21 protein-coding genes and 1 other annotated feature are annotated in these 19,269 nt (G+C 38.9%); of the genes, 20 read left to right on the plus strand and 1 reads right to left on the minus strand.

What is annotated here, in order from left to right; translation table 11 throughout:
* Window positions 1-3 precede the first annotated feature (3 nt).
* From thiI to rpmA, 5 genes are all read left to right on the plus strand, one after another.
* The gene (gene thiI, locus STRMA_RS02385; RefSeq protein ID WP_003082222.1) at window positions 4-1,218 is read left to right on the plus strand and encodes a tRNA uracil 4-sulfurtransferase ThiI; all 1,215 of its coding nucleotides are present in this window, start codon (window positions 4-6) and stop codon (window positions 1,216-1,218) included.
* Between the two features lie 89 nt (window positions 1,219-1,307).
* A complete protein-coding gene (locus STRMA_RS02390) occupies window positions 1,308-1,829 on the plus strand; it encodes a methyltransferase family protein (RefSeq protein ID WP_003080333.1) in 522 nt (173 codons plus the stop codon).
* 85 nt (window positions 1,830-1,914) lie between these two features.
* Window positions 1,915-1,990, plus strand: a sequence feature (ribosomal protein L21 leader region).
* A 35-nt stretch (window positions 1,991-2,025) separates the two neighbouring features.
* Window positions 2,026-2,340, plus strand: a complete 315-nt coding sequence (rplU, locus tag STRMA_RS02395) for a 50S ribosomal protein L21 (RefSeq protein WP_003082482.1) — start codon at window positions 2,026-2,028, stop codon at window positions 2,338-2,340.
* A gap of 11 nt (window positions 2,341-2,351) precedes the next feature.
* Window positions 2,352-2,687, plus strand: coding sequence for a ribosomal-processing cysteine protease Prp (locus STRMA_RS02400; RefSeq protein ID WP_003079119.1), 336 nt, complete (start codon window positions 2,352-2,354; stop codon window positions 2,685-2,687).
* Between the two features lie 21 nt (window positions 2,688-2,708).
* Window positions 2,709-3,002, plus strand: coding sequence for a 50S ribosomal protein L27 (gene rpmA, locus STRMA_RS02405; protein ID WP_003080889.1), 294 nt, complete (start codon window positions 2,709-2,711; stop codon window positions 3,000-3,002).
* Window positions 3,003-3,352: 350 nt separating this feature from the next.
* Here rpmA and STRMA_RS02410 read toward each other — a convergent pair whose 3' ends face one another.
* Entirely contained in the window at window positions 3,353-4,459 is a 1,107-nt protein-coding gene (locus STRMA_RS02410) for a cell wall-binding repeat protein (RefSeq protein WP_003081000.1), read from the minus strand.
* A gap of 444 nt (window positions 4,460-4,903) precedes the next feature.
* Between STRMA_RS02410 and STRMA_RS02420 the strand changes: the two genes are divergently transcribed.
* The 15 genes from STRMA_RS02420 (at window position 4,904) to STRMA_RS02490 (ending at window position 19,265) form a co-directional block, all read left to right on the plus strand.
* On the plus strand, window positions 4,904-5,560 hold the full coding sequence (locus STRMA_RS02420) for a CPBP family intramembrane glutamic endopeptidase (protein ID WP_003082187.1): 657 nt from the start codon (window positions 4,904-4,906) through the stop codon (window positions 5,558-5,560).
* A gap of 158 nt (window positions 5,561-5,718) precedes the next feature.
* Window positions 5,719-6,636: a LysR family transcriptional regulator gene (locus STRMA_RS02425; protein ID WP_003081516.1), complete on the plus strand. Its 918-nt coding sequence runs from the start codon at window positions 5,719-5,721 to the stop codon at window positions 6,634-6,636.
* A complete protein-coding gene (lspA, locus tag STRMA_RS02430; protein ID WP_003078609.1) occupies window positions 6,633-7,100 on the plus strand; it encodes a signal peptidase II in 468 nt (155 codons plus the stop codon). The genes STRMA_RS02425 and lspA overlap by 4 nt, the downstream gene beginning before the upstream one ends.
* Window positions 7,084-7,974, plus strand: coding sequence for an RluA family pseudouridine synthase (locus STRMA_RS02435; protein ID WP_003081798.1), 891 nt, complete (start codon window positions 7,084-7,086; stop codon window positions 7,972-7,974). Before lspA ends, STRMA_RS02435 begins: the two co-directional genes overlap by 17 nt.
* Window positions 7,975-8,086: 112 nt before the next feature.
* On the plus strand, window positions 8,087-8,674 hold the full coding sequence (locus tag STRMA_RS02440) for a TVP38/TMEM64 family protein (protein WP_003079015.1): 588 nt from the start codon (window positions 8,087-8,089) through the stop codon (window positions 8,672-8,674).
* Between the two features lie 204 nt (window positions 8,675-8,878).
* Window positions 8,879-9,409: a bifunctional pyr operon transcriptional regulator/uracil phosphoribosyltransferase PyrR gene (pyrR, locus tag STRMA_RS02445; protein WP_003082251.1), complete on the plus strand. Its 531-nt coding sequence runs from the start codon at window positions 8,879-8,881 to the stop codon at window positions 9,407-9,409.
* Complete coding sequence (locus STRMA_RS02450; RefSeq protein WP_003080468.1) at window positions 9,406-10,668, plus strand: uracil-xanthine permease family protein; 1,263 nt, start codon at window positions 9,406-9,408, stop codon at window positions 10,666-10,668. Before pyrR ends, STRMA_RS02450 begins: the two co-directional genes overlap by 4 nt.
* A 5-nt stretch (window positions 10,669-10,673) precedes the next feature.
* On the plus strand, window positions 10,674-11,600 hold the full coding sequence (locus STRMA_RS02455) for an aspartate carbamoyltransferase catalytic subunit (protein ID WP_003078842.1): 927 nt from the start codon (window positions 10,674-10,676) through the stop codon (window positions 11,598-11,600).
* A gap of 87 nt (window positions 11,601-11,687) precedes the next feature.
* Window positions 11,688-12,776: a carbamoyl phosphate synthase small subunit gene (locus STRMA_RS02460; RefSeq protein WP_003079902.1), complete on the plus strand. Its 1,089-nt coding sequence runs from the start codon at window positions 11,688-11,690 to the stop codon at window positions 12,774-12,776.
* 184 nt (window positions 12,777-12,960) lie between these two features.
* Window positions 12,961-16,140 (plus strand): carbamoyl-phosphate synthase large subunit, encoded by a 3,180-nt coding sequence (gene carB / locus STRMA_RS02465; RefSeq protein ID WP_003079376.1) that lies wholly within the window; start codon window positions 12,961-12,963, stop codon window positions 16,138-16,140.
* 206 nt (window positions 16,141-16,346) lie between these two features.
* Window positions 16,347-16,622: a 30S ribosomal protein S16 gene (gene rpsP, locus STRMA_RS02470; RefSeq protein ID WP_003081353.1), complete on the plus strand. Its 276-nt coding sequence runs from the start codon at window positions 16,347-16,349 to the stop codon at window positions 16,620-16,622.
* Between the two features lie 18 nt (window positions 16,623-16,640).
* Complete coding sequence (locus tag STRMA_RS02475) at window positions 16,641-16,883, plus strand: KH domain-containing protein (RefSeq protein WP_003079020.1); 243 nt, start codon at window positions 16,641-16,643, stop codon at window positions 16,881-16,883.
* Between the two features lie 83 nt (window positions 16,884-16,966).
* A complete protein-coding gene (gene rimM / locus STRMA_RS02480) occupies window positions 16,967-17,485 on the plus strand; it encodes a ribosome maturation factor RimM (protein ID WP_003080772.1) in 519 nt (172 codons plus the stop codon).
* Window positions 17,475-18,191: a tRNA (guanosine(37)-N1)-methyltransferase TrmD gene (gene trmD, locus STRMA_RS02485; RefSeq protein WP_003078578.1), complete on the plus strand. Its 717-nt coding sequence runs from the start codon at window positions 17,475-17,477 to the stop codon at window positions 18,189-18,191. Before rimM ends, trmD begins: the two co-directional genes overlap by 11 nt.
* A 75-nt stretch (window positions 18,192-18,266) precedes the next feature.
* Entirely contained in the window at window positions 18,267-19,265 is a 999-nt protein-coding gene (locus tag STRMA_RS02490; protein ID WP_003082284.1) for an NAD(P)/FAD-dependent oxidoreductase, read from the plus strand.
* The last annotated feature ends 4 nt before the right edge of the window (window positions 19,266-19,269 follow it).

The following is a 19,269-nucleotide window of genomic DNA, read 5'->3' on the forward strand; positions in this document are numbered from 1 at the left end:
ATTATGCAATATTCAGAAATTATGATCCGTTACGGAGAACTATCAACTAAAGGTAAAAATCGTATGTGTTTCATTAATCAATTAAAACGCAATATCAAACATGTCTTAGCGGCTTATCCTGATGTTCGTGTAGCAGCAGCACGCGATCGTGGTCATATCTATCTAAATGGCAGTGATTATATTCCCGTAGCGCAATCTCTGAAAAATATATTTGGCATTCAGGCTTTTTCCCCTGTTTATAAGGTTGATAAGAGTTTAGAGGCTATCATTCAGGCAGTTCAGGAAGTGATGCTCTCCATTTATCGAAAAGGTATAACGTTTAAAATTACAGCTAAGCGCAGCGATCATCATTTTGAACTTGACAGCCGTGAGCTTAATCAAGTTCTGGGAAGTGCTGTCTTTGATGTACTGCCTGATATTAAAGCACAGATGAAAAATCCCGATATTAACCTTAAAGTTGAAATTCGTGAGGAAGCTGCTTATCTTTCTTATGAAAATATTAAGGGAGCAGGCGGTCTGCCAGTTGGAACTGCCGGCACAGGCATGCTAATGCTGTCAGGCGGGATTGACTCACCGGTAGCAGGCTATTTAGCTCTAAAGCGCGGTGTCAATATTGAAGCTGTCCATTTTGCCAGTCCGCCCTACACCAGTCCCGGTGCTCTCAAAAAAGCGCAGGATCTGACGCGGAAATTGACAAAATTTGGCGGAAATATTCAGTTTATTGAGGTGCCCTTTACCGAAATTCAAGAGGAGATCAAGGAAAAAGCTCCAGAAGCCTATCTGATGACCCTGACACGGCGTTTTATGATGCGGATCACAGATCGCATTCGTAAAGAGCGCAGTGGGCTTGTTATCATCAACGGAGAAAGCCTTGGTCAAGTTGCCAGTCAAACTTTAGAATCTATGCAGGCCATTAATGCTGTTACAACGACACCAGTTATTCGCCCTGTTGTGACAATGGATAAATTAGAAATTATTGATATTGCTGAGAAGATTGATACTTTTAATATCTCAATTCAGCCTTTTGAAGACTGCTGTACCATTTTTGCGCCTGATCGTCCCAAGACCAATCCTAAGATTAAAAATGCTGAACAATATGAAGATCGGCTGGATGTGGAAGGGCTGGTTGAAAGAGCCGTCGCTGGAATTATGATCACCGAGATTACTCCAGAAGCTGAAACTGACGAAGTAGATGAGCTGCTTGAGGACTTGCTGTAAGATAAATTGCACTCCTTTTGGTGATAAAATCAAGCAGTTCTTAGATTTTCATTGAATCTTATTGCTATATATGAAAGAAGGTGACGTTAGTGCTTGGATTTTTCCTTTGGATTCCATTCTTGCTGATTCGTTTTCCTTTTATGGCTCATTTTAGTAGAAAAGCTCTGCCTCGAGCAGCCTATTTTGCGCCGGTTCAGGGCAAGGAAAAAATAGCCTACCTAGGCTATCAAATCAGCAACCTAGCCTTGTTTTTGCCGACTTTCTTTACTAAGGTTGACTTGGATTTTTCGTGGTTTTTCTATCTGGGCTTGTTTATTTACCTTTTGGGACTGCTGTTGTGCGCTGTCTGTGTCGCTCACTTTGCCAAGCCTGATGATAAGGGCATGAATACCCAAGGGATTTATCGCTTTTCCCGTCATCCCATGTATCTCGCTTATTTTATCTGCTTTTTAGGAATGGCTATGCTTTTGCGCTCTATCCCTTTCGTCATCATTCTGATTCTTTTTCAACTATCTGCTCACTGGATCATCCTTGCTGAGGAAAGATGGTGTTTGGTCCAATTTGGGAGTAGCTATCAGGATTATATGAAGCAGGTTCGACGGTATATCTAATTTTTTTGGGAAATTCATTTTTAAAAATCAAAAAAACTTGCCAAAGGCTGACAGAAGTGCTATACTTATAAAGTTGACTATGCACGTTCCTGTGCAACCGCACGAAAATCGTTTTTAAGTAATTGTAACAGTTCACGATTTAGGCGAGTCTTCACGGAGGAATTTCCTCGAACAAAAATTTTATAGGAGGTGCATAATGAGCACATATGCAATCATCAAAACTGGCGGCAAACAAGTTAAAGTTGAAGTAGACCAAACGATTTATGTTGAAAAACTTGATGTTGAAGCTGGAGCAGAAGTAACATTTGATCAAGTTGTTCTTGTCGGCGGTGACAAAACGGTTGTTGGTACTCCGCTTGTTGCTGGAGCTACTGTTGTTGGTACTGTTGAAAAACAAGGAAAACAAAAGAAGGTTGTTACTTACAAATATAAACCTAAAAAAGGCAGCCACCGTAAACAAGGTCACCGTCAGCCTTATACCAAAGTTGTTATCAAGGCTATCAATGCTTAAGATAAACTGATATGATTCAAGCAACTTTTATTCGTCACAAGGGTATACTGGAAAGTGTTGAGCTGACCGGTCATGCTGGAAGTGGTGAGTACGGCTTTGATATCGTATGCGCAGCTGTTTCGGCTTTATCAATAAACTTGGTTAACGCCTTGAAAGTCTTAGCAGACTGCACAGTTGATTTGCAAATGGATGAGATTGATGGCGGTTATATGAAGGTGGATTTATCACATATAGCCAACAAATCAGATGAGAAAGTTCAATTATTATTTGAATCTTTTCTCCTAGGAATAACCAATCTTGCTGAAAATTCTCCAGAATTTGTAACAGCTAAGATTAGGTCCAAATAATTTAAGAGAGGACACAACATTATGTTAAAAATGAATCTTGCTAACTTGCAATTTTTTGCCCACAAAAAAGGTGGCGGTTCTACATCTAACGGACGTGATTCAGAAAGCAAACGCCTTGGTGCTAAAGCAGCTGATGGTCAAACGGTTACAGGCGGCTCAATTCTTTACCGTCAACGTGGAACACATATCTATCCAGGCGCTAATGTCGGCCGTGGTGGAGATGATACACTTTTTGCGAAGATCGAAGGGGTTGTTCGCTTCGAACGTAAAGGCCGCAATAGAAAACAAGTATCTGTTTATCCAGTTGCAAAATAATTCTGAAAAAGAAATGAACTGATATTAGTTCAAAAAACGACATAACTTATTGATTAAAAGGATTGAAGTTCTGTAAACGGTCAGAACTTCAATCCTTTTAATTATCTTTATAATACTTTAAAAAATATAGCAAAAGTTTGCTAATGATGTAAAAATAAGACAGAGATATCTTTATTGGTCCAAGCTTATGCTCAAATACTTAAAGCATAAGCTGCTCACAGCTTAAGAACGACCTATTTAAAATAAACATTTGGATTTTTTAATAGATTAATGGAAAAGTTTACCCCTTTTTTGCTCATCAAGCCAAATGGCAATAGAGCAAAAAAGGGGTAAATTGTCAATTGCTGTTTTTAAGGGGTTAGCGTAGCTTTGCCGTCTTTATCAATCTGATAGTTTTTACCATTGTAAGTTAGGCTGCGATTAGTCCAAAGCTCACCAGAATCTTGGTCAAAATAGTAGAGGCTGCCATCTATATCAATGAGTTCGCCCTTAACTTGAGCCTCTTTTTGGCTATCAGTATTTGGGCGGAAGTACATCCTTTTTCCCTCTATCGTTTGCCAGCCGCTAACCGCTTTACCTTCGCTGTCAAAATAGTACCAGGCATTTTGATAAAAACCAAAACGATTTGTCAAGACCTGACCGGTGTTTGTATCAAAAAGGTATTTGTGACCGTCAATAGTATAAACATTACTTCCTTTATACATTTGGCCTTTTGTTTGATGGCCGGGACGATCACCATTTTTATCACTGAAATAATAACGTTTTCCCTCTATCGTTTGCCAGCCAGTGAGAGCTTTGCCATCTTTTCCTAAGTAATAGGTGTAGCCGTTCCAAGTGATAAATTGATTAGAAAGCGGCTGTCCTTTAGCATCGAAATAGTAAACATCTCTGTTGATCTCTATAAGTCTATTTTGGACAAGGTGGTAGTTGTAAAAATAGTATTGTTTTTGATTGATTGTTTGGAAACCATCAACGGCTTTGCCGTCTTTTCCAAAATAGTAGATTTGCTGATACTTATCTGCTTTAAATTGATTTGTAAGGGCTGCACCAGTATCCTTATCAAAGTAATAGTAGCTCATATTAATAAATTGGAGAGTATCTTTTTGCAAGACACCTGCAGAAGAGAAATAGTAGGTTTTGCCGTCAATAGATTGTAAACCGGTGACTGCTATTCCTTTTTCATTTATATAGTAGGTATTTCCATCAGCCTTGGTGATAAATCCAGTCTTTTTGCTATCTACTTGAGTTGGAACTGTTTGATTACCCTTAGCTGCGGAAATCTGTTGAGAGACTTTGCTAGTTTGTATAGATGAAGCAGTTTTGGCATTAGCAACTGTTGCTTGATTGGCATCAGCTAAACCAGCATAGTTTAAAGCAGCAAGTGAAACGATCGTTGCTCCGATAGTTTTTAGCCAACGCTTTTTGCTAAAAAACTTAACATTATTTTGTCTTTTCATAAATCTTCTCCTTATCTGTAAAGAGTAAATAATAATGCCCCTATTGTATCACTCTTATTATTCTTTTCTAGAGAATTTGAAAAATGAAAGAAAGATGTAATGGATTTGATAATAATTTGTTTTTACTTTCATCAAATGTACATAAAAAATCCTTATCAATATGCCATTATAATACCGTATGCTAAAAAGAATAGTCTATTATCCGTAGTGCTAGATAAATATTTTAATGAAATGATAAGTGAAAATAAGCTGATAATCATGGAAACAGATACCCTTTGTTTGTGTAAAATGATATTGTCAATGATATTTTATGGCGTTATAATAAAAATGGTGGATGACTTACAGTATAATTCAAATGAATTCTTTATTAATGAATAACCAACTAACACTAGACTTTGCTCTGGTATTATCCTGTAGGTATAGAGCTGTCTGAAAGGAGAGGGCATGACACTTAAATCATTTTTTAATTCTATTTTATACTTTGTTCTAGCTTTAGTGCTCTGTCAGATATATTTTTGGATTGAAAAATATGTCTATGTGCGAGAAATCTGGCAAGTGATCTTATTAACACTAATCAGTTTACTGTTTCTTGCTATTGTGATTTTCTTAGCCCGGCAATTGGGACTTTTAGAGGAATTCAAAACCTTAAAAACGAGAAAAGCTTGGCAGCTGATTATCTCAGCTTTTTTGATGAACTTATTTGTTCAGCTGTGCGGTTCAGTTATTAGGGCTAATCTTGAGGGAATGAAACCAACTAATGATAATGAAGGCCTTGTAAACATTATGCATATGAATCCCTGGCTTGCTTTTTTCATGCCGATTATTTTCGCTCCTATTATTGAAGAGACAATCTTTCGTGGTTTGCTTATGACGCGTGTTTTTAAGCAAGGATCGTTGATTGGATTTTTAACCAGTGCTTTTGCTTTTGGTTATATTCATCATCCTGATGGCATAGGAAGCTGGGTAACTTATGCCGGTATGGGGATGGTACTTGCTTGGGTCTATCAACGATCAAATAGACTAGAATATAGCATTATGATGCATATGCTAAATAATATCCTTGTTATCGTTTTAATAGCTTTGACTTTATACTTGAGTTAACTGTATACTTGTGCTACTCGTTGAACAAAGTTAAATAGGCTTCATGATGCTTCGATATCAAAGAGCTCATCTAAATTAAAAGAAAATGATAAGAAATCACGCGCAAGACGTGATTTTTTTGTATAATAGGGATATTAGGTTAAAAAGAAAGTAAAAAAATGAATATTCAGCAATTAAGATATATCGTTGCCATTGCAAACAGCGGAACTTTTCGAGAAGCAGCTGCTAAACTTTTTGTCAGTCAGCCCAGTCTGTCTGTTTCGGTCAAAGATTTAGAAGAAGAACTTGGCTTTCAGATTTTTACGCGGACTACGACAGGAACCGTTTTAACCAGTCAAGGTATGAATTTCTATGAGCAGGCTTTGGAAGTGGTTAAAAGTTTTGATTCTTTTGAAAATCGTTATGCTAAGCCCAATAAGAAAAAAAGGCAATTTTCAGTAGCTAGTCAGCATTATGATTTTTTACCGCCGCTTTTGACTGCTTTTTCAGATCAGTATCCTGAGTATAAGGATTTTCGAATTTTTGAAACAACAACGGCGCAGATTTTAGACGAAGTTTCCCAGGGACACAGTGAAATTGGCATTATCTACATGAATCAGCAGAACCGTAAAGGCATTTTGCAAAGAATGGATAAATTAGGCCTTGAATTTATTGAAATGATCCCTTTTAAAACACATATTTACCTACGTCAGGACCATCCCTTGGCTCAAAAAAAGTCTTTATCAATGGCTGATTTAAAGGGGTTGGAAACGGTACGATTCACACAGGAAAAAGATGAATATCTTTATTATTCAGAAAATCTGGTAGATACGACAGACAGCTCTTTGATGTATAATGTGACAGACCGGGCTACTTTAAATGGGATCTTGGAGCGTACTGATGCCTATGCAACAGGGTCTGGTTTTTTAGACAGCCGCAGTGTGAACGGTATTACAGTCATTCCTTTAGATGATGAGCTGGATAATCGCATGGTTTATGTCAGGCGTAACAGCAGCCACCTGTCAACTTGTGCCCTTAAATTTATCAATGTTATGTTTAATTACTTTGAGACTTTTCAGACCAAGGAGTCCTTATGAGAAAGCTAACCCTATTATCAAGTGTTTTTCTGTTAGTACTGCTGGATCAAATCAGTAAATTATGGATTGTGCATACTATCCGTTTGGGAACAGTGGTTGGATTTATACCGCATCTGATTAGTTTAACCTACCTTAGAAATACAGGAGCTGCCTTTTCGATATTGGAGAATCAGCAATGGTTTTTTCTGCTCATAACGCTTTTGGTTTTGGGCGGTGCTGTTTATTACCTTATGAAAAATATTGAAACAGACAATATTTGGCTGCTTCTAAGTTTGCTTCTGATTATTTCAGGCGGCTTAGGGAATTTTATTGATCGCTTGCGCTTAGGTTATGTGGTAGATATGATCCATCTTGATTTTGTTGATTTCGCTATTTTTAATGTCGCTGATTCTTATTTAAGTGTAGGGATTGCTCTTTTAATATGGGCTTTATGGAAAGAAGAAAAAAATGGAAATTCAAATTAAAGAAGCTGGAAAACGTTTAGATAAGGCTTTGGCAGATTTGACAGTATTATCGCGCAGTCAGGCGAGTGAGCAGATTAAATTAGGCACTGTGCTGGTAAATGGGAACAAACAAAAAGCTAAATATGTGGTTCAGATAGGCGATACCATTGTTTATAAATTGCCTGAAGAAAAAATTCTAGCCTATCAAGCTGAGAATCTTCCTTTGGATATTGTTTATGAAGATGATGAAGTGGCTGTTATCAATAAACCTCAGGGAATGGTTGTTCATCCTTCTGCAGGTCATCCTTGCGGAACATTGGTGAATGCCCTTCTTTACCATATTAAAAACCTATCTTCTATTAACGGTGTGGTAAGACCTGGTATTGTCCATCGTATTGATAAGGATACTTCTGGACTTTTGATGGTTGCTAAGAATGATTACGCTCATCAAATATTAGCTAAAGAATTAAAGGAAAAGAAGTCTCTTCGGAAATACCTTGCTATTGTCCATGGCAATCCATCCAGTGATCGCGGGGTGATTGAAGCACCAATAGGCCGCAGTGACAGGGACCGTAAGAAACAGGCTGTCACAGCTAAAGGAAAAGAAGCCAAGACACATTTTAAAGTTGCAGAGCGTTTTGGCAATTATAGCTTGTTAGAGGTGACTCTTGAAACAGGAAGAACACATCAGATTCGTGTCCATATGGCCTATATTGGCTATCCGCTTGCCGGAGATCCTTTGTATGGTCCTAAAAAAACTTTAGAAGGTAAGGGTCAGTTTCTTCATGCCAAGACTTTAGGTTTTACCCATCCTAGAACTGGCAAACTGCTGACTTTTAGTGCAGATCCGCCAGCTATTTTTCAAACCACTTTAGAACAATTGCGCCATCAGTAAGAAGGTAGCATTTTAACTTTTAATTTTACGCCTTTCCTTTACAGTATATTTTTAAAGTTTTTGATACAATGGTTTTATGAGGAATTCAAATGCATTTAAAACTGAAGCCAAGATGAAGTATGTTCGTCTGACTTTTAAAATAATAGCTTGGCTGGTGATTATTGGAACCATTGTATTAGCTGTCTATCTTTATCAAAAAGGCTATCTAACGGATGTTAAAAAGCTGCGTACAGCTATGCATCGCTATGGTGCTTGGAGTCCGTTGATTTTTGTGCTTCTGCAGATCATTCAGGTTGCTATTCCTGTTTTGCCAGGAGGCGTTTCAACTTTAGCTGGTGTTGTTATTTTTGGACCTTTCTGGGGGTTTATTTGGAATTATATTGGCATCTGCATAGGCTCTGTTTTAGGTTTTCATATTGCTAAGCGGTTCGGCCGGCCGGCTTTGGAGACATTTTTCAGTCCAAAACTTTTGGAAAGTTATGAACATCGGACCAATTCTAACAGCAAATTTGCCAAATATTTTGCCTGGGCTATTTTTCTTCCTATTGCTCCAGATGATTTATTATGTTATTTGGCAGGAACAACCAGTATGTCTTACAAACAGTTTACTTTGATCATTGTCTTAGGAAAACCGGCCTCAATTTTAGCTTATAGTTTGGGGCTGACAACCATTTTATCCAAATTATTAGGGATTGGCTAATTGAAAGAAAAAGAGAAGAAGTCTTGAAATATTTCTAAGCAGTATGTTATAATAATCAAAATGAATATTCCTTTAACACTGTCCCGTGAGGCAGGCAAGGAGCTAGAAGAAAAAATGTGCAGAAAACAACTGTACCTCTATTTTGTGAAATCTCCTTGTTCAGAAAGGAGATTTTTTTCTTATTTTCGAAAAGAAAGGTATGCTATGAAAACAAAAGAAATTGTTGATGGTGTCACAATGAAGCGTGCGATCACACGGATTACTTATGAGATTATTGAACGCAATAAAAATCTTGACAATATCATTTTAGCTGGTATCAAAACTCGCGGCGTCTTTATTGCTCGCCGTATTCAGGAGCGCCTCAAGCAGATTGAAGGTATAGATGTTCCGCTTGGGGAACTTGATATTAAGTCCTTTCGTGATGATGTAAAGGTTGAGGAAAATACGACTACGATGCCGGTTGATATTACCAATCGTGAAGTTATCCTGATTGATGATGTACTTTATACGGGACGTACGATTCGTGCAGCAATTGATAATGCAGTCAGCCTTGGCCGGCCGGCTCGTGTGAGTTTAGCTGTTCTTGTAGATAGAGGCCACCGTGAACTGCCTATACGTGCGGATTATGTTGGTAAAAATATTCCAACCAGCAGTTCAGAGGAGATTATTGTCAATATGTCAGAAATTGATGATAAAGACAATGTGCTGTTGCTGGCGAAAGAGGACAATGCATGAATAATATAAGGTATGATATTCATGACTTTCCTAAAAGAAGCATGTGGTTAGGACTTTCCTTCCAGCATCTTTTTGCCATGTTTGGGGCTACTGTTTTAGTTCCTATTCTGGTCGGTATTGATCCTGCCGTTGCGCTTTTATCAAGCGGGCTTGGAACACTGGTTCATCTCAGTGTAACCAAATACAAGGTTCCTGCTTATATGGGGTCTAGTTTTGCTTATATAGGTGCTATGCAGAGCTTGATGAAAACAGATGGTATTGCGGCAGTTGCTCAGGGAGCTCTTACAGGCGGTCTGGTTTATTTTGCTGTAGCCTTGATTGTAAAATCAATCGGCAATGCCTGGCTGGATAAGATTTTGCCTCCGGTAGTTGTGGGGCCGATTGTTATGGTGATTGGTTTAAGTTTAGCCAGCAATGCTGTTAGTGATGTCATGAATAAAAATGGCCATTATAATCTTACTTATTTAATGATTGGTTTGGTTACTCTTTTAGCTGTTATTATGTTTAACATTTATGGCAAAGGGCTGCTAGGTTTGATGCCAGTACTGTTTGGACTCATTTTTGGTTATATCTTTGCTTTATTGATTGGTCTGCTGACAGATCAGCCAGTCATTGATTTTTCAGGTTTGCTTAAAGCTTCTTGGATTCAAGTGCCAACAGTTCAGCTCCCTTTTTTAAACTATGATGTGAAGTTTTATCCGTCAGCTATTTTGACGATGGCACCGATTGCTTTTGTGACTATGACAGAACATTTTGGTCATATTATGGTTCTTAATAGCTTAACGGGCCGTGATTTTTTCAAGGATCCGGGGCTTGATAAAACGTTAGAAGGAGATGGATTGGCTCAAGTTGTTGCCGGAATTTTAGGAGCACCTCCGGTCACTTCTTACGGTGAAAATATCGGCGTTATGGCTCTTAATAAGATTTTTTCTGTTTATGTTATCGCTGGAGCTGCTGTTTTGGCTGTCTGTATGAGCTTTATAGGTAAAATATCTGCTCTCTTACAGTCTATCCCAACTCCGGTGATTGGCGGAATATCTATTGCACTTTTTGGTGTCATTGCTTCTAGCGGTTTGAAAATTCTTATTGAAAATAAGACAGACTTTGACAATAAAAAAAATTTACTCATTGCTAGTGTCATTTTAGTATCGGGTATTGGCGGTCTCACGCTGCAAATTCAAGGTCTGCAGATTACAGGTGTAGCTTTTTCGACTCTGCTTGGCATTATTCTTTATCAAATTCTTCCAGAAAAGGACTGATTTTTATGGTAGTTACAGATGGCGTCGTATCGCTAAAACATTTAGTGAGTATGGAAATTTTGTCAAATGAAGAAGTACTTGGTTTGATTAAAAGAGGTTTGGCTTTTAAGAAAAAAGAAGTATCTTTTACACTGGATAGGCAGTATTTTGCAGCTAATTTATTTTTTGAATCATCAACGCGTACCCATAAATCTTTCGAAGTGGCCGAGAAAAAATTAGGGCTAGATGTAATAGAGTTTGATGCCAAAACAAGCTCGGTCAATAAAGGAGAAACGCTCTACGATACTATCCTAACAATGAGTGCTTTGGGAGTTGATATCTGTGTGGTTCGGCATTCTGATGAAGATTACTATAAGGATCTTATTGATAGCCGAACTGTTCAGACCTCTATTGTTAACGGTGGTGATGGTTCTGGTCAGCATCCCAGTCAGTGTTTGCTGGATCTCATGACTATTTATGATGAATTTGGCTCTTTTGAAAATCTTAAAATAGCTATTGCAGGCGATATTACACATTCACGCGTCGCCAAATCTAATATGCAGATTTTAAAGCGTTTAGGAGCTCAAATCTATTTTGCGGGTCCTAAGGAATGGTATTCGCCAGAATTTGATATTTACGGCCGGTTTGTTGCCTTTGATGACATTGTTGAACAGGTTGATGTGCTCATGCTTTTACGTGTCCAGCATGAACGTCATGATGGTAAAGATAGCTTTTCAAAGGAAAGCTATCATAAGCTGTATGGTTTAAATCAGGCTCGCTATGACAGGCTAAAAGATGAGGCTATCATTATGCATCCTGCTCCTGTCAATAGAGATGTTGAAATCGCAGATAATTTAGTGGAAGCCTCTAAATCGCGAATTGTAGCTCAGATGCAAAATGGAGTTTTTGTCCGTATGGCAATCATTGAAGCAATCTTACATGGCAAAGTGTAAAAGTCCAGAATTTAGCATGAAACTGGTTCTATAAATCTTTACCAAACTCAGATTTTAGCTCCTTGTATCTTATGGAAAGGTAAAAAAATGGAAAAGAGACTTTTAATTTTAGAAGATGGGACAATTTTTGAAGGACAAGCATTTGGGGCAGATCTTGATGTCACGGGAGAAATTGTCTTTAATACAGGTATGACAGGCTATCAAGAATCTATCACTGACCAGTCTTATAATGGTCAGATTCTAACTTTTACCTATCCTCTTATTGGTAATTATGGCATCAACCGTGATGATTATGAAAGTATTCATCCAAGCTGTAAGGCTGTTGTTGTTTCTGAAAATACGCGACGGGCAAGCAACTGGCGCAGCCAAATGTCTCTGGATGAGTTTTTAAAGTCTAAGAAAATTCCTGGTATTTCAGGAATTGATACACGTGCTTTAACAAAAATTATCCGCCAGCATGGGACTATGAAAGCGACGATTGCTAGTCCTGGTGATGAACTGGAGCATTTGCAGGATCAACTGAGGGCGACTGTCCTGCCAACCAATAATATTGAACAGGTTTCGACTAAAACGCCTTATCCTGCACCTGGCATTGGTAAAAATATTATTTTAGTTGATTTTGGTTTAAAGCATTCTATCCTGCGTGAATTTTCAAAACGAGATTGTAATGTTACCGTTGTCCCTTATAATACAAGTGCAGAAGAAATCTTAAATCTCAGTCCAGACGGTGTCATGCTGTCAAACGGTCCCGGCAATCCTGAGGATGTGCCTGAAGCTTTGGAGATGATCCGCGGTATTCAAGGGAAAATTCCGATTTTTGGAATCTGCATGGGACATCAGCTTTTTAGTCTGGCGAACGGGGCAAGGACTTATAAAATGAAATTTGGCCATCGAGGTTTTAATCATTCCGTTCGTGAAATCGCAACCGGACGCATTGACTTTACGAGCCAGAATCATGGCTTTGCGGTAGATCGCAGCACGCTTCCAAATGAGCTGATTATAACGCATGAAGAAATCAATGATCAATCCGTTGAAGGTGTTCGCCATCGTTATTATCCCGCTTTTTCCGTCCAATTTCATCCTGACTCAGCACCTGGTCCGCATGATGCCAGTTATCTCTTTGATGAGTTTTTAGAGCTGATTGATGCCTTTAAAGCAGAGCAGGTTGATCGCTAAGACTATTTAATGCCGCCCAGAGAGTCGGCGAATGAAGAAAGGAGAAGATACAGCAAGTTTACGAAGGTGAACACGCCCTAACGACTGTGTGAAAGAGCTAAACAGCGCTTAGATGTAAAACATCTGCCTTGAATTTTTGACTTTCACTTTGCCGTTTATAGGATTTGTATCATAATTATAACTTATGCCAAAACGTACTGATATTAAAAAAATTATGGTCATTGGGTCTGGTCCCATTATCATTGGGCAGGCTGCTGAGTTTGACTACGCTGGGACACAGGCTTGTCTTGCCCTTAAAGAAGAAGGCTATGATGTTGTTTTAGTCAATTCAAATCCAGCGACTATTATGACCGACAGAGAAATCGCAGATAAGGTTTATATTGAGCCTATTACGGCTGAATTTGTCACACGTATTCTTCGGAAAGAGCGCCCTGATGCCTTGCTGCCAACTCTAGGCGGACAAACAGGCCTCAATATGGCTATGGAATTATCAAAAGCAGGTATTTTGGAAGAGCTTGATGTTGAGCTTTTAGGAACAAAATTATCAGCTATTGATCAAGCTGAAGATCGCGATCTTTTTAAGCAGTTGATGGAAGATCTTAAACAGCCTATTCCTGAGTCTGATATTGTGAACAGTGTGGAAGAAGCAGTTGCTTTTGCTGCTGAAATTGGCTATCCTGTCATTGTCCGCCCAGCATTTACCTTAGGAGGTACTGGCGGCGGTATGTGTTCAGACGAAGAAGAGCTCCGTGAAATTGCTGAAAATGGCCTTAAATTATCACCTGTTACGCAATGCCTCATTGAACGCTCAATTGCTGGTTTTAAGGAAATTGAATACGAAGTTATGAGGGACGGCGCAGATAATGCACTGGTTGTCTGCAACATGGAGAACTTTGATCCAGTAGGCATTCACACCGGAGATTCCATCGTCTTTGCTCCCACACAGACACTTTCAGATATTGAAAATCAAATGCTTCGTGATGCTAGCCTAAAAATCATCCGTGCTCTTAAAATTGAAGGCGGCTGCAATGTTCAGCTGGCCCTTGATCCTCATAGTTTTAAATATTATGTTATTGAGGTTAATCCTCGTGTCTCACGTTCATCGGCTTTGGCTTCTAAAGCGACTGGTTATCCTATTGCTAAATTGGCAGCTAAAATTGCTGTGGGTCTGACACTTGATGAAATGATTAATCCGGTTACAGGAACGACATATGCCATGTTTGAGCCGGCTCTTGACTATGTTGTTGCGAAGATTCCCCGTTTTCCTTTTGATAAATTTGAACATGGAGAGCGCCGTCTGGGAACGCAGATGAAGGCGACTGGAGAAGTGATGGCTATTGGCCGCAATATTGAGGAAAGTCTTCTTAAGGCTTGCCGGTCTCTTGAAATTGGCGTTTACCATAATGAGATGACAGAAGCTTCTTTGGTAAATGATGATGCCCTTATTGCTAAAATTGTTAAAGCTCAAGATGACCGCCTTTTCTATCTCTCAGAAGCAATTCGCCGTGGATATTCCCTCGAAGAATTGTCAGATTTGACTAAAATTGATATTTTCTTCCTTGATAAACTCTTGCATATCTTTGAGCTGGAAGCAGAGCTAGCTGCTCATGTTTGTGATATTGATCTTCTTAAGGAAGCCAAGCGCAATGGCTTTTCTGACCGCAAGATTGCTGAACTTTGGCAGATGACAGCAGATGATGTTCGCAAGTTCCGGCTTGATAACAAGATAATCCCAGTTTATAAGATGGTGGATACCTGTGCAGCTGAATTTGCTTCATCAACCCCTTATTTTTATTCAACCTATGAATGGGAAAATGAGTCAGTTCAATCTGATAAGGAATCTGTCCTTGTACTTGGCTCAGGTCCGATTCGTATCGGTCAAGGAGTTGAGTTTGACTATGCGACAGTCCATTCTGTCAAAGCACTTCAAGAAGCTGGTTATGAAGCCATCATTATGAACTCTAATCCTGAAACGGTCTCTACTGATTTTTCAGTTTCTGATAAGCTTTATTTTGAACCATTAACTTTTGAAGATGTTATGAACGTTATCGAATTAGAGCAGCCAAAGGGTGTTATTGTTCAATTTGGCGGCCAGACTGCTATTAATTTGGCGGAGCCATTGTCAAATGCCGGTGTTAACATTCTTGGGACACAAGTAGCTGACCTTGACCGTGCCGAGGATCGCGATCTTTTCGAGCAGGCTTTAAAAGATTTAAATATCCCTCAGCCTCCGGGACAAACAGCAAGCAATGAAGAAGAAGCAGTTGCTTCAGCTCGCAAAATTGGTTTTCCTGTCCTTGTGCGTCCCTCTTATGTCCTGGGCGGCCGTGCTATGGAGATTGTTGAAAATGAAAATGACTTGCGTTCTTACATGCGGACAGCTGTAAAGGCGAGTCCAGATCATCCTGTATTGGTTGATTCTTACTTGGTTGGCCGTGAGTGTGAAGTGGATGCTATCTCTGATGGCAAGGAGGTCTTGATTCCAGGCATCATGGAACACATTGAGCGTGCTGGAGTCCACTCAGGTGACTCAATGGCGGTTTATCCGCCGCAAACACTTTCAAAAGAAGTTCAGGCGACCATTGCGGACTACACTAAACGCTTAGCTATCGGACTTAACTGTATTGGTATGATGAACATTCAATTTGTCATTAAGGATGAAACTGTTTATGTTATTGAGGTTAATCCACGTGCCAGTCGGACAGTACCATTCTTATCTAAAGTGACAGATATCCCCATGGCTCAGGTAGCAACCAAGTTAATTTTAGGCAATAGTCTTGCTGATCTTGGCTATACAGACGGCCTCTATCCAGAAAGCCAAAATGTACATGTTAAAGCACCTGTTTTCTCCTTTACCAAATTAGCTAAGGTTGATAGCCTTTTAGGTCCTGAAATGAAATCAACAGGTGAAGTCATGGGAACAGATTCAACTCTTGAAAAAGCACTTTATAAAGCCTTTGAAGCTTCTTATTTCCACCTTCCATCTTTTGGTAATGTTATCTTTACTATCGCTGATGAGACCAAGGAAGAATCCCTAGATTTAGCACGCCGATTCTCCAATATTGGCTACAGTATTTTAGCCACAGAAGGGACCGCTAAATTCTTTGCTGAAAATCATTTAGAAGCTGTTCTTGTCAATAAATTGGGTGAGAATGATGACAATGATATCCCTGCCTATGTACGTGCAGGCAAGGTACAGGCTATTATTAATACGGTTGGTACTAAGCGAACCTTTGATGAAGACGGTGCAGCTATCCGCAGTTCTGCTATTGAACATGGCGTACCGCTCTTTACAGCACTTGATACAGCCGATGCTATGGTAAGGGTGCTTGAAAGCCGCGGCTTTATTACCCAAGCTATTTAATGATAAGGCTATAGTATTCCATAAAAGAGAATAAGAATGACATCATTCTTATTCTCTTTTCATTTTACAAGTTTCCGGTAAAGAAGGATTAAAATTAAAACATTTGTCAAGAAAAAAACTTGACAGACTCTTTTTTTATGTTATACTAGAAGCAGTTCATAGCTCAGCTATGTCTAAAATAAAAACAGAAAAGAGATTGTTGATAAATGGCAGTAAAAATCCGTTTGACTCGTATGGGGTCTAAGAAGAAACCTTTCTACCGTATTAATGTTGCAGATTCACGTGCACCGCGTGATGGCCGTTTCATCGAAACGGTCGGTACTTACAACCCGCTTGTAGATGAAAATCAAGTGACACTGAAAGAAGAACGTATTCTTGAATGGTTGGGAAATGGCGCACAACCTTCAGATACAGTTCGCAGTATCCTTTCAAAAGCTGGGATTATGAAAAAATTCCACGAAGCGAAATATTCCAAGAAATAATCTAAAAGTAGAGAGCCTATGGATACCATTGAAAATCTTATTATCGCTATTGTGAAACCTTTGATTTCACATCCAGAGCATTTCACTATAAAAATCGAAGATACACCTGAATTTTTGGAGTATCATCTTGATTTGGATTCTAGTGATATTGGCCGGATTATCGGTAAAAAAGGCCGCACGATTACAGCGATAAGATCAATTGTTTATTCGGTCCCAACTCAAGGTAAAAAGGTTAGAATTGTGATTGATGAGAAGCAGTAACAGCAGTTGCTGCTTTTTAACGTTATTGAGAATTGCAGGACAAGATGGTAAAATAAAAAGTAACTTTTGATAGTGGAGTAAAAATGAATTATTTTAATGTTGGAAAAATTGTGAATACACAAGGCTTGCAAGGAGAAGTTCGTGTACTGTCTGTGACAGATTTTGCAGATGAGCGTTTTAAAAAAGGAGCTCAATTGGCCTTATTTGATAAAAATGACCAGTTTATCACTAATCTGGAAATTGACAAACATCGTCGGCATAAGAATTTTGATATTATCCGATTTAAAGGACTTGATCACATCAATGCTGTTGAAAAATATCGAGATTTTACGCTTAAGGTAGCTGAAGAAAATTTGACTGAATTAGCAGAGGGTGAATTTTATTACCATGAAATTATTGGTTTAGATGTCTATGAAAATGACGAGCTAATCGGACACGTCAAAGAAATTTTACAGCCTGGTGCCAATGATGTTTGGGTCGTAAAGCGAAAAGGCAAGCGAGACTTACTGCTTCCTTACATTCCTTCAGCTGTCTTAAATGTTGATGTGGCAAATAACCGTGTTGATGTTGCTGTCTTAGAAGGGTTAGATGATGAAGATTGATGTTTTAACGCTTTTTCCGGAGATGTTTACAGCTCTAGAACATTCAATTGTGGGGAAGGCACGCCATAAAGGAATCATTAAACTCACTTGCCATAACTTTCGTGAAAATGCAGCTAATGCCCGTCATGTAGATGATGAGCCCTATGGCGGCGGCCAGGGAATGCTTTTATGTGCTCAGCCCATTTTTGATACTTTTGAAAAAATTGCAGCTAAAAAGCCCCGTGTACTTCTACTAGATCCAGCGGGCAAACGATTTAATCAATCTTATGCTGAAGAGCTAGCCAAAGAAGATGAGCTGATTTTTATCTGTGGTCATTATGAAGGCTATGATGAACGGATCAAGACCTTAGTGACAGATGAAGTTTCTTTAGGAGATTTTGTTTTGACAGGCGGCGAATTAGCAGCTATGACTATAATTGATGCGACAGTGCGGCTGATTCCAGAAGTGATAGGCAAAGCCATCAGCCATCAGGAAGACAGTTTCTCATCAGGTCTTTTAGAATATCCTCAATATACACGTCCTTATGAATACAGAGGAATGAAAGTTCCTGATGTTTTAATGAGCGGCCATCACGCTAACATTCGGAAGTGGCGCTTAGAACAAAGTCTTCGCAAAACCTATCAAAGACGTCCTGATCTTTTGGAAAACTATTGTTTGACAGAAGAAGAAAGGCAGCTTTTAGAAGAAATAAAAAATGAACTGTGATAAATAAAAAATATTTCATTATTTTTAACCGTTTGAGCTGATATATGCAGTTATTGATATAAATAAAGGAGAAAAATGGCAACTGAAGAAGAGATTTATGATATTACGATTATAGGCGGCGGACCTGTTGGACTTTTTGCAGCCTTTTATGCTGGTTTACGCGGTGTCCGTGTCAAGATAATTGAAAGTTTATCTGAATTGGGAGGCCAGCCAGCTATCTTGTATCCTGAAAAGGTTATCTATGATATTGCTGGCTTTCCAGCAATTACAGGAGCTGACTTAACAGAACAGTTAATAAAACAGCTGGAGCGCTTTAAAGATAAAACCAGTATCTGTCTGAAGGAAGAGGTTAAAAGCTTCCTTAAAGAAGATAATGTTTTTACCATTGAAACGGATAAAAAGAATCATTTCTCCAAAGCTATTATCATCGCATGCGGCAATGGAGCTTTTGCACCGCGCACATTGGGGCTTGAAAATGAGGATCTCTATGCTGATCATAATTTGTTTTATAATGTCCACCAATTAGATCAATTTGCAGGGAAAAAAGTTGTTATTTGCGGTGGCGGAGATTCCGCTGTGGATTGGGCTAATGCCCTTGATAAAATTGCTGAAAGCGTCACTTTGGTTCATCGGCGAACAGCTTTTCGTGCTCATGAGCATAGTGTAGAACTTTTGCAAGCTTCTCATGTTCAGCTGCTGACCCCTTATCTGCCTATAGAATTAAAAGGTCAGGCAAATCAAGTTAATCGTTTGCTTATTCAAAAGGTCAAGACTAAGGAGATAAAGGAATTAGACTTGGATGCCTTAATTGTCAGTTTTGGTTTTTCAACTTCTAATAAAAATTTGAAAAATTGGAATGTTGATTATAAACGCTCAAGCATTCATGTGTCTTCTCTTTTTGAAACCAGTCAAAAAGGCATTTATGCTATCGGTGATGCTGCTGATTATGAAGGTAAGATTGATTTGATTGCTACAGGTTTTGGTGAAGCACCGATCGCTGTCAGTCAGGCGATCAGCTATATCTATCCTGAACGTGACAATCGTCTGGTTCATTCTACTTCTTTAATTAAATAAGACT

Origin of the sequence: Streptococcus macacae NCTC 11558, assembly GCF_000187995.2 — a bacterium.
In the GTDB taxonomy this organism is placed as follows: Bacteria; Bacillota; Bacilli; order Lactobacillales; family Streptococcaceae; genus Streptococcus; species Streptococcus macacae.

Excerpts from the sequence above, each read along its gene's own strand:
- STRMA_RS02440 (WP_003079015.1), top strand. The coding sequence starts at position 8,087 with ATGAAGTATGTTCGTCTGACTTTTAAAATAATAGCTTGGCTGGTGATT.
- STRMA_RS02420 (WP_003082187.1), top strand. The coding sequence starts at position 4,904 with ATGACACTTAAATCATTTTTTAATTCTATTTTATACTTTGTTCTAGCT.
- thiI (WP_003082222.1), top strand. The coding sequence starts at position 4 with ATGCAATATTCAGAAATTATGATCCGTTACGGAGAACTATCAACTAAA.
- STRMA_RS02400 (WP_003079119.1), top strand. The coding sequence starts at position 2,352 with ATGATTCAAGCAACTTTTATTCGTCACAAGGGTATACTGGAAAGTGTT.
- STRMA_RS02475 (WP_003079020.1), top strand. The coding sequence starts at position 16,641 with ATGGATACCATTGAAAATCTTATTATCGCTATTGTGAAACCTTTGATT.
- STRMA_RS02455 (WP_003078842.1), top strand. The coding sequence starts at position 10,674 with ATGGTAGTTACAGATGGCGTCGTATCGCTAAAACATTTAGTGAGTATG.
- rimM (WP_003080772.1), top strand. The coding sequence starts at position 16,967 with ATGAATTATTTTAATGTTGGAAAAATTGTGAATACACAAGGCTTGCAA.
- STRMA_RS02450 (WP_003080468.1), top strand. The coding sequence starts at position 9,406 with ATGAATAATATAAGGTATGATATTCATGACTTTCCTAAAAGAAGCATG.
- rpsP (WP_003081353.1), top strand. The coding sequence starts at position 16,347 with ATGGCAGTAAAAATCCGTTTGACTCGTATGGGGTCTAAGAAGAAACCT.
- lspA (WP_003078609.1), top strand. The coding sequence starts at position 6,633 with ATGAGAAAGCTAACCCTATTATCAAGTGTTTTTCTGTTAGTACTGCTG.
- rpmA (WP_003080889.1), top strand. The coding sequence starts at position 2,709 with ATGTTAAAAATGAATCTTGCTAACTTGCAATTTTTTGCCCACAAAAAA.
- STRMA_RS02410 (WP_003081000.1), bottom strand. The coding sequence starts at position 4,459 with ATGAAAAGACAAAATAATGTTAAGTTTTTTAGCAAAAAGCGTTGGCTA.
- rplU (WP_003082482.1), top strand. The coding sequence starts at position 2,026 with ATGAGCACATATGCAATCATCAAAACTGGCGGCAAACAAGTTAAAGTT.
- STRMA_RS02490 (WP_003082284.1), top strand. The coding sequence starts at position 18,267 with ATGGCAACTGAAGAAGAGATTTATGATATTACGATTATAGGCGGCGGA.
- STRMA_RS02435 (WP_003081798.1), top strand. The coding sequence starts at position 7,084 with ATGGAAATTCAAATTAAAGAAGCTGGAAAACGTTTAGATAAGGCTTTG.
- carB (WP_003079376.1), top strand. The coding sequence starts at position 12,961 with ATGCCAAAACGTACTGATATTAAAAAAATTATGGTCATTGGGTCTGGT.
- trmD (WP_003078578.1), top strand. The coding sequence starts at position 17,475 with ATGAAGATTGATGTTTTAACGCTTTTTCCGGAGATGTTTACAGCTCTA.
- STRMA_RS02460 (WP_003079902.1), top strand. The coding sequence starts at position 11,688 with ATGGAAAAGAGACTTTTAATTTTAGAAGATGGGACAATTTTTGAAGGA.
- pyrR (WP_003082251.1), top strand. The coding sequence starts at position 8,879 with ATGAAAACAAAAGAAATTGTTGATGGTGTCACAATGAAGCGTGCGATC.
- STRMA_RS02425 (WP_003081516.1), top strand. The coding sequence starts at position 5,719 with ATGAATATTCAGCAATTAAGATATATCGTTGCCATTGCAAACAGCGGA.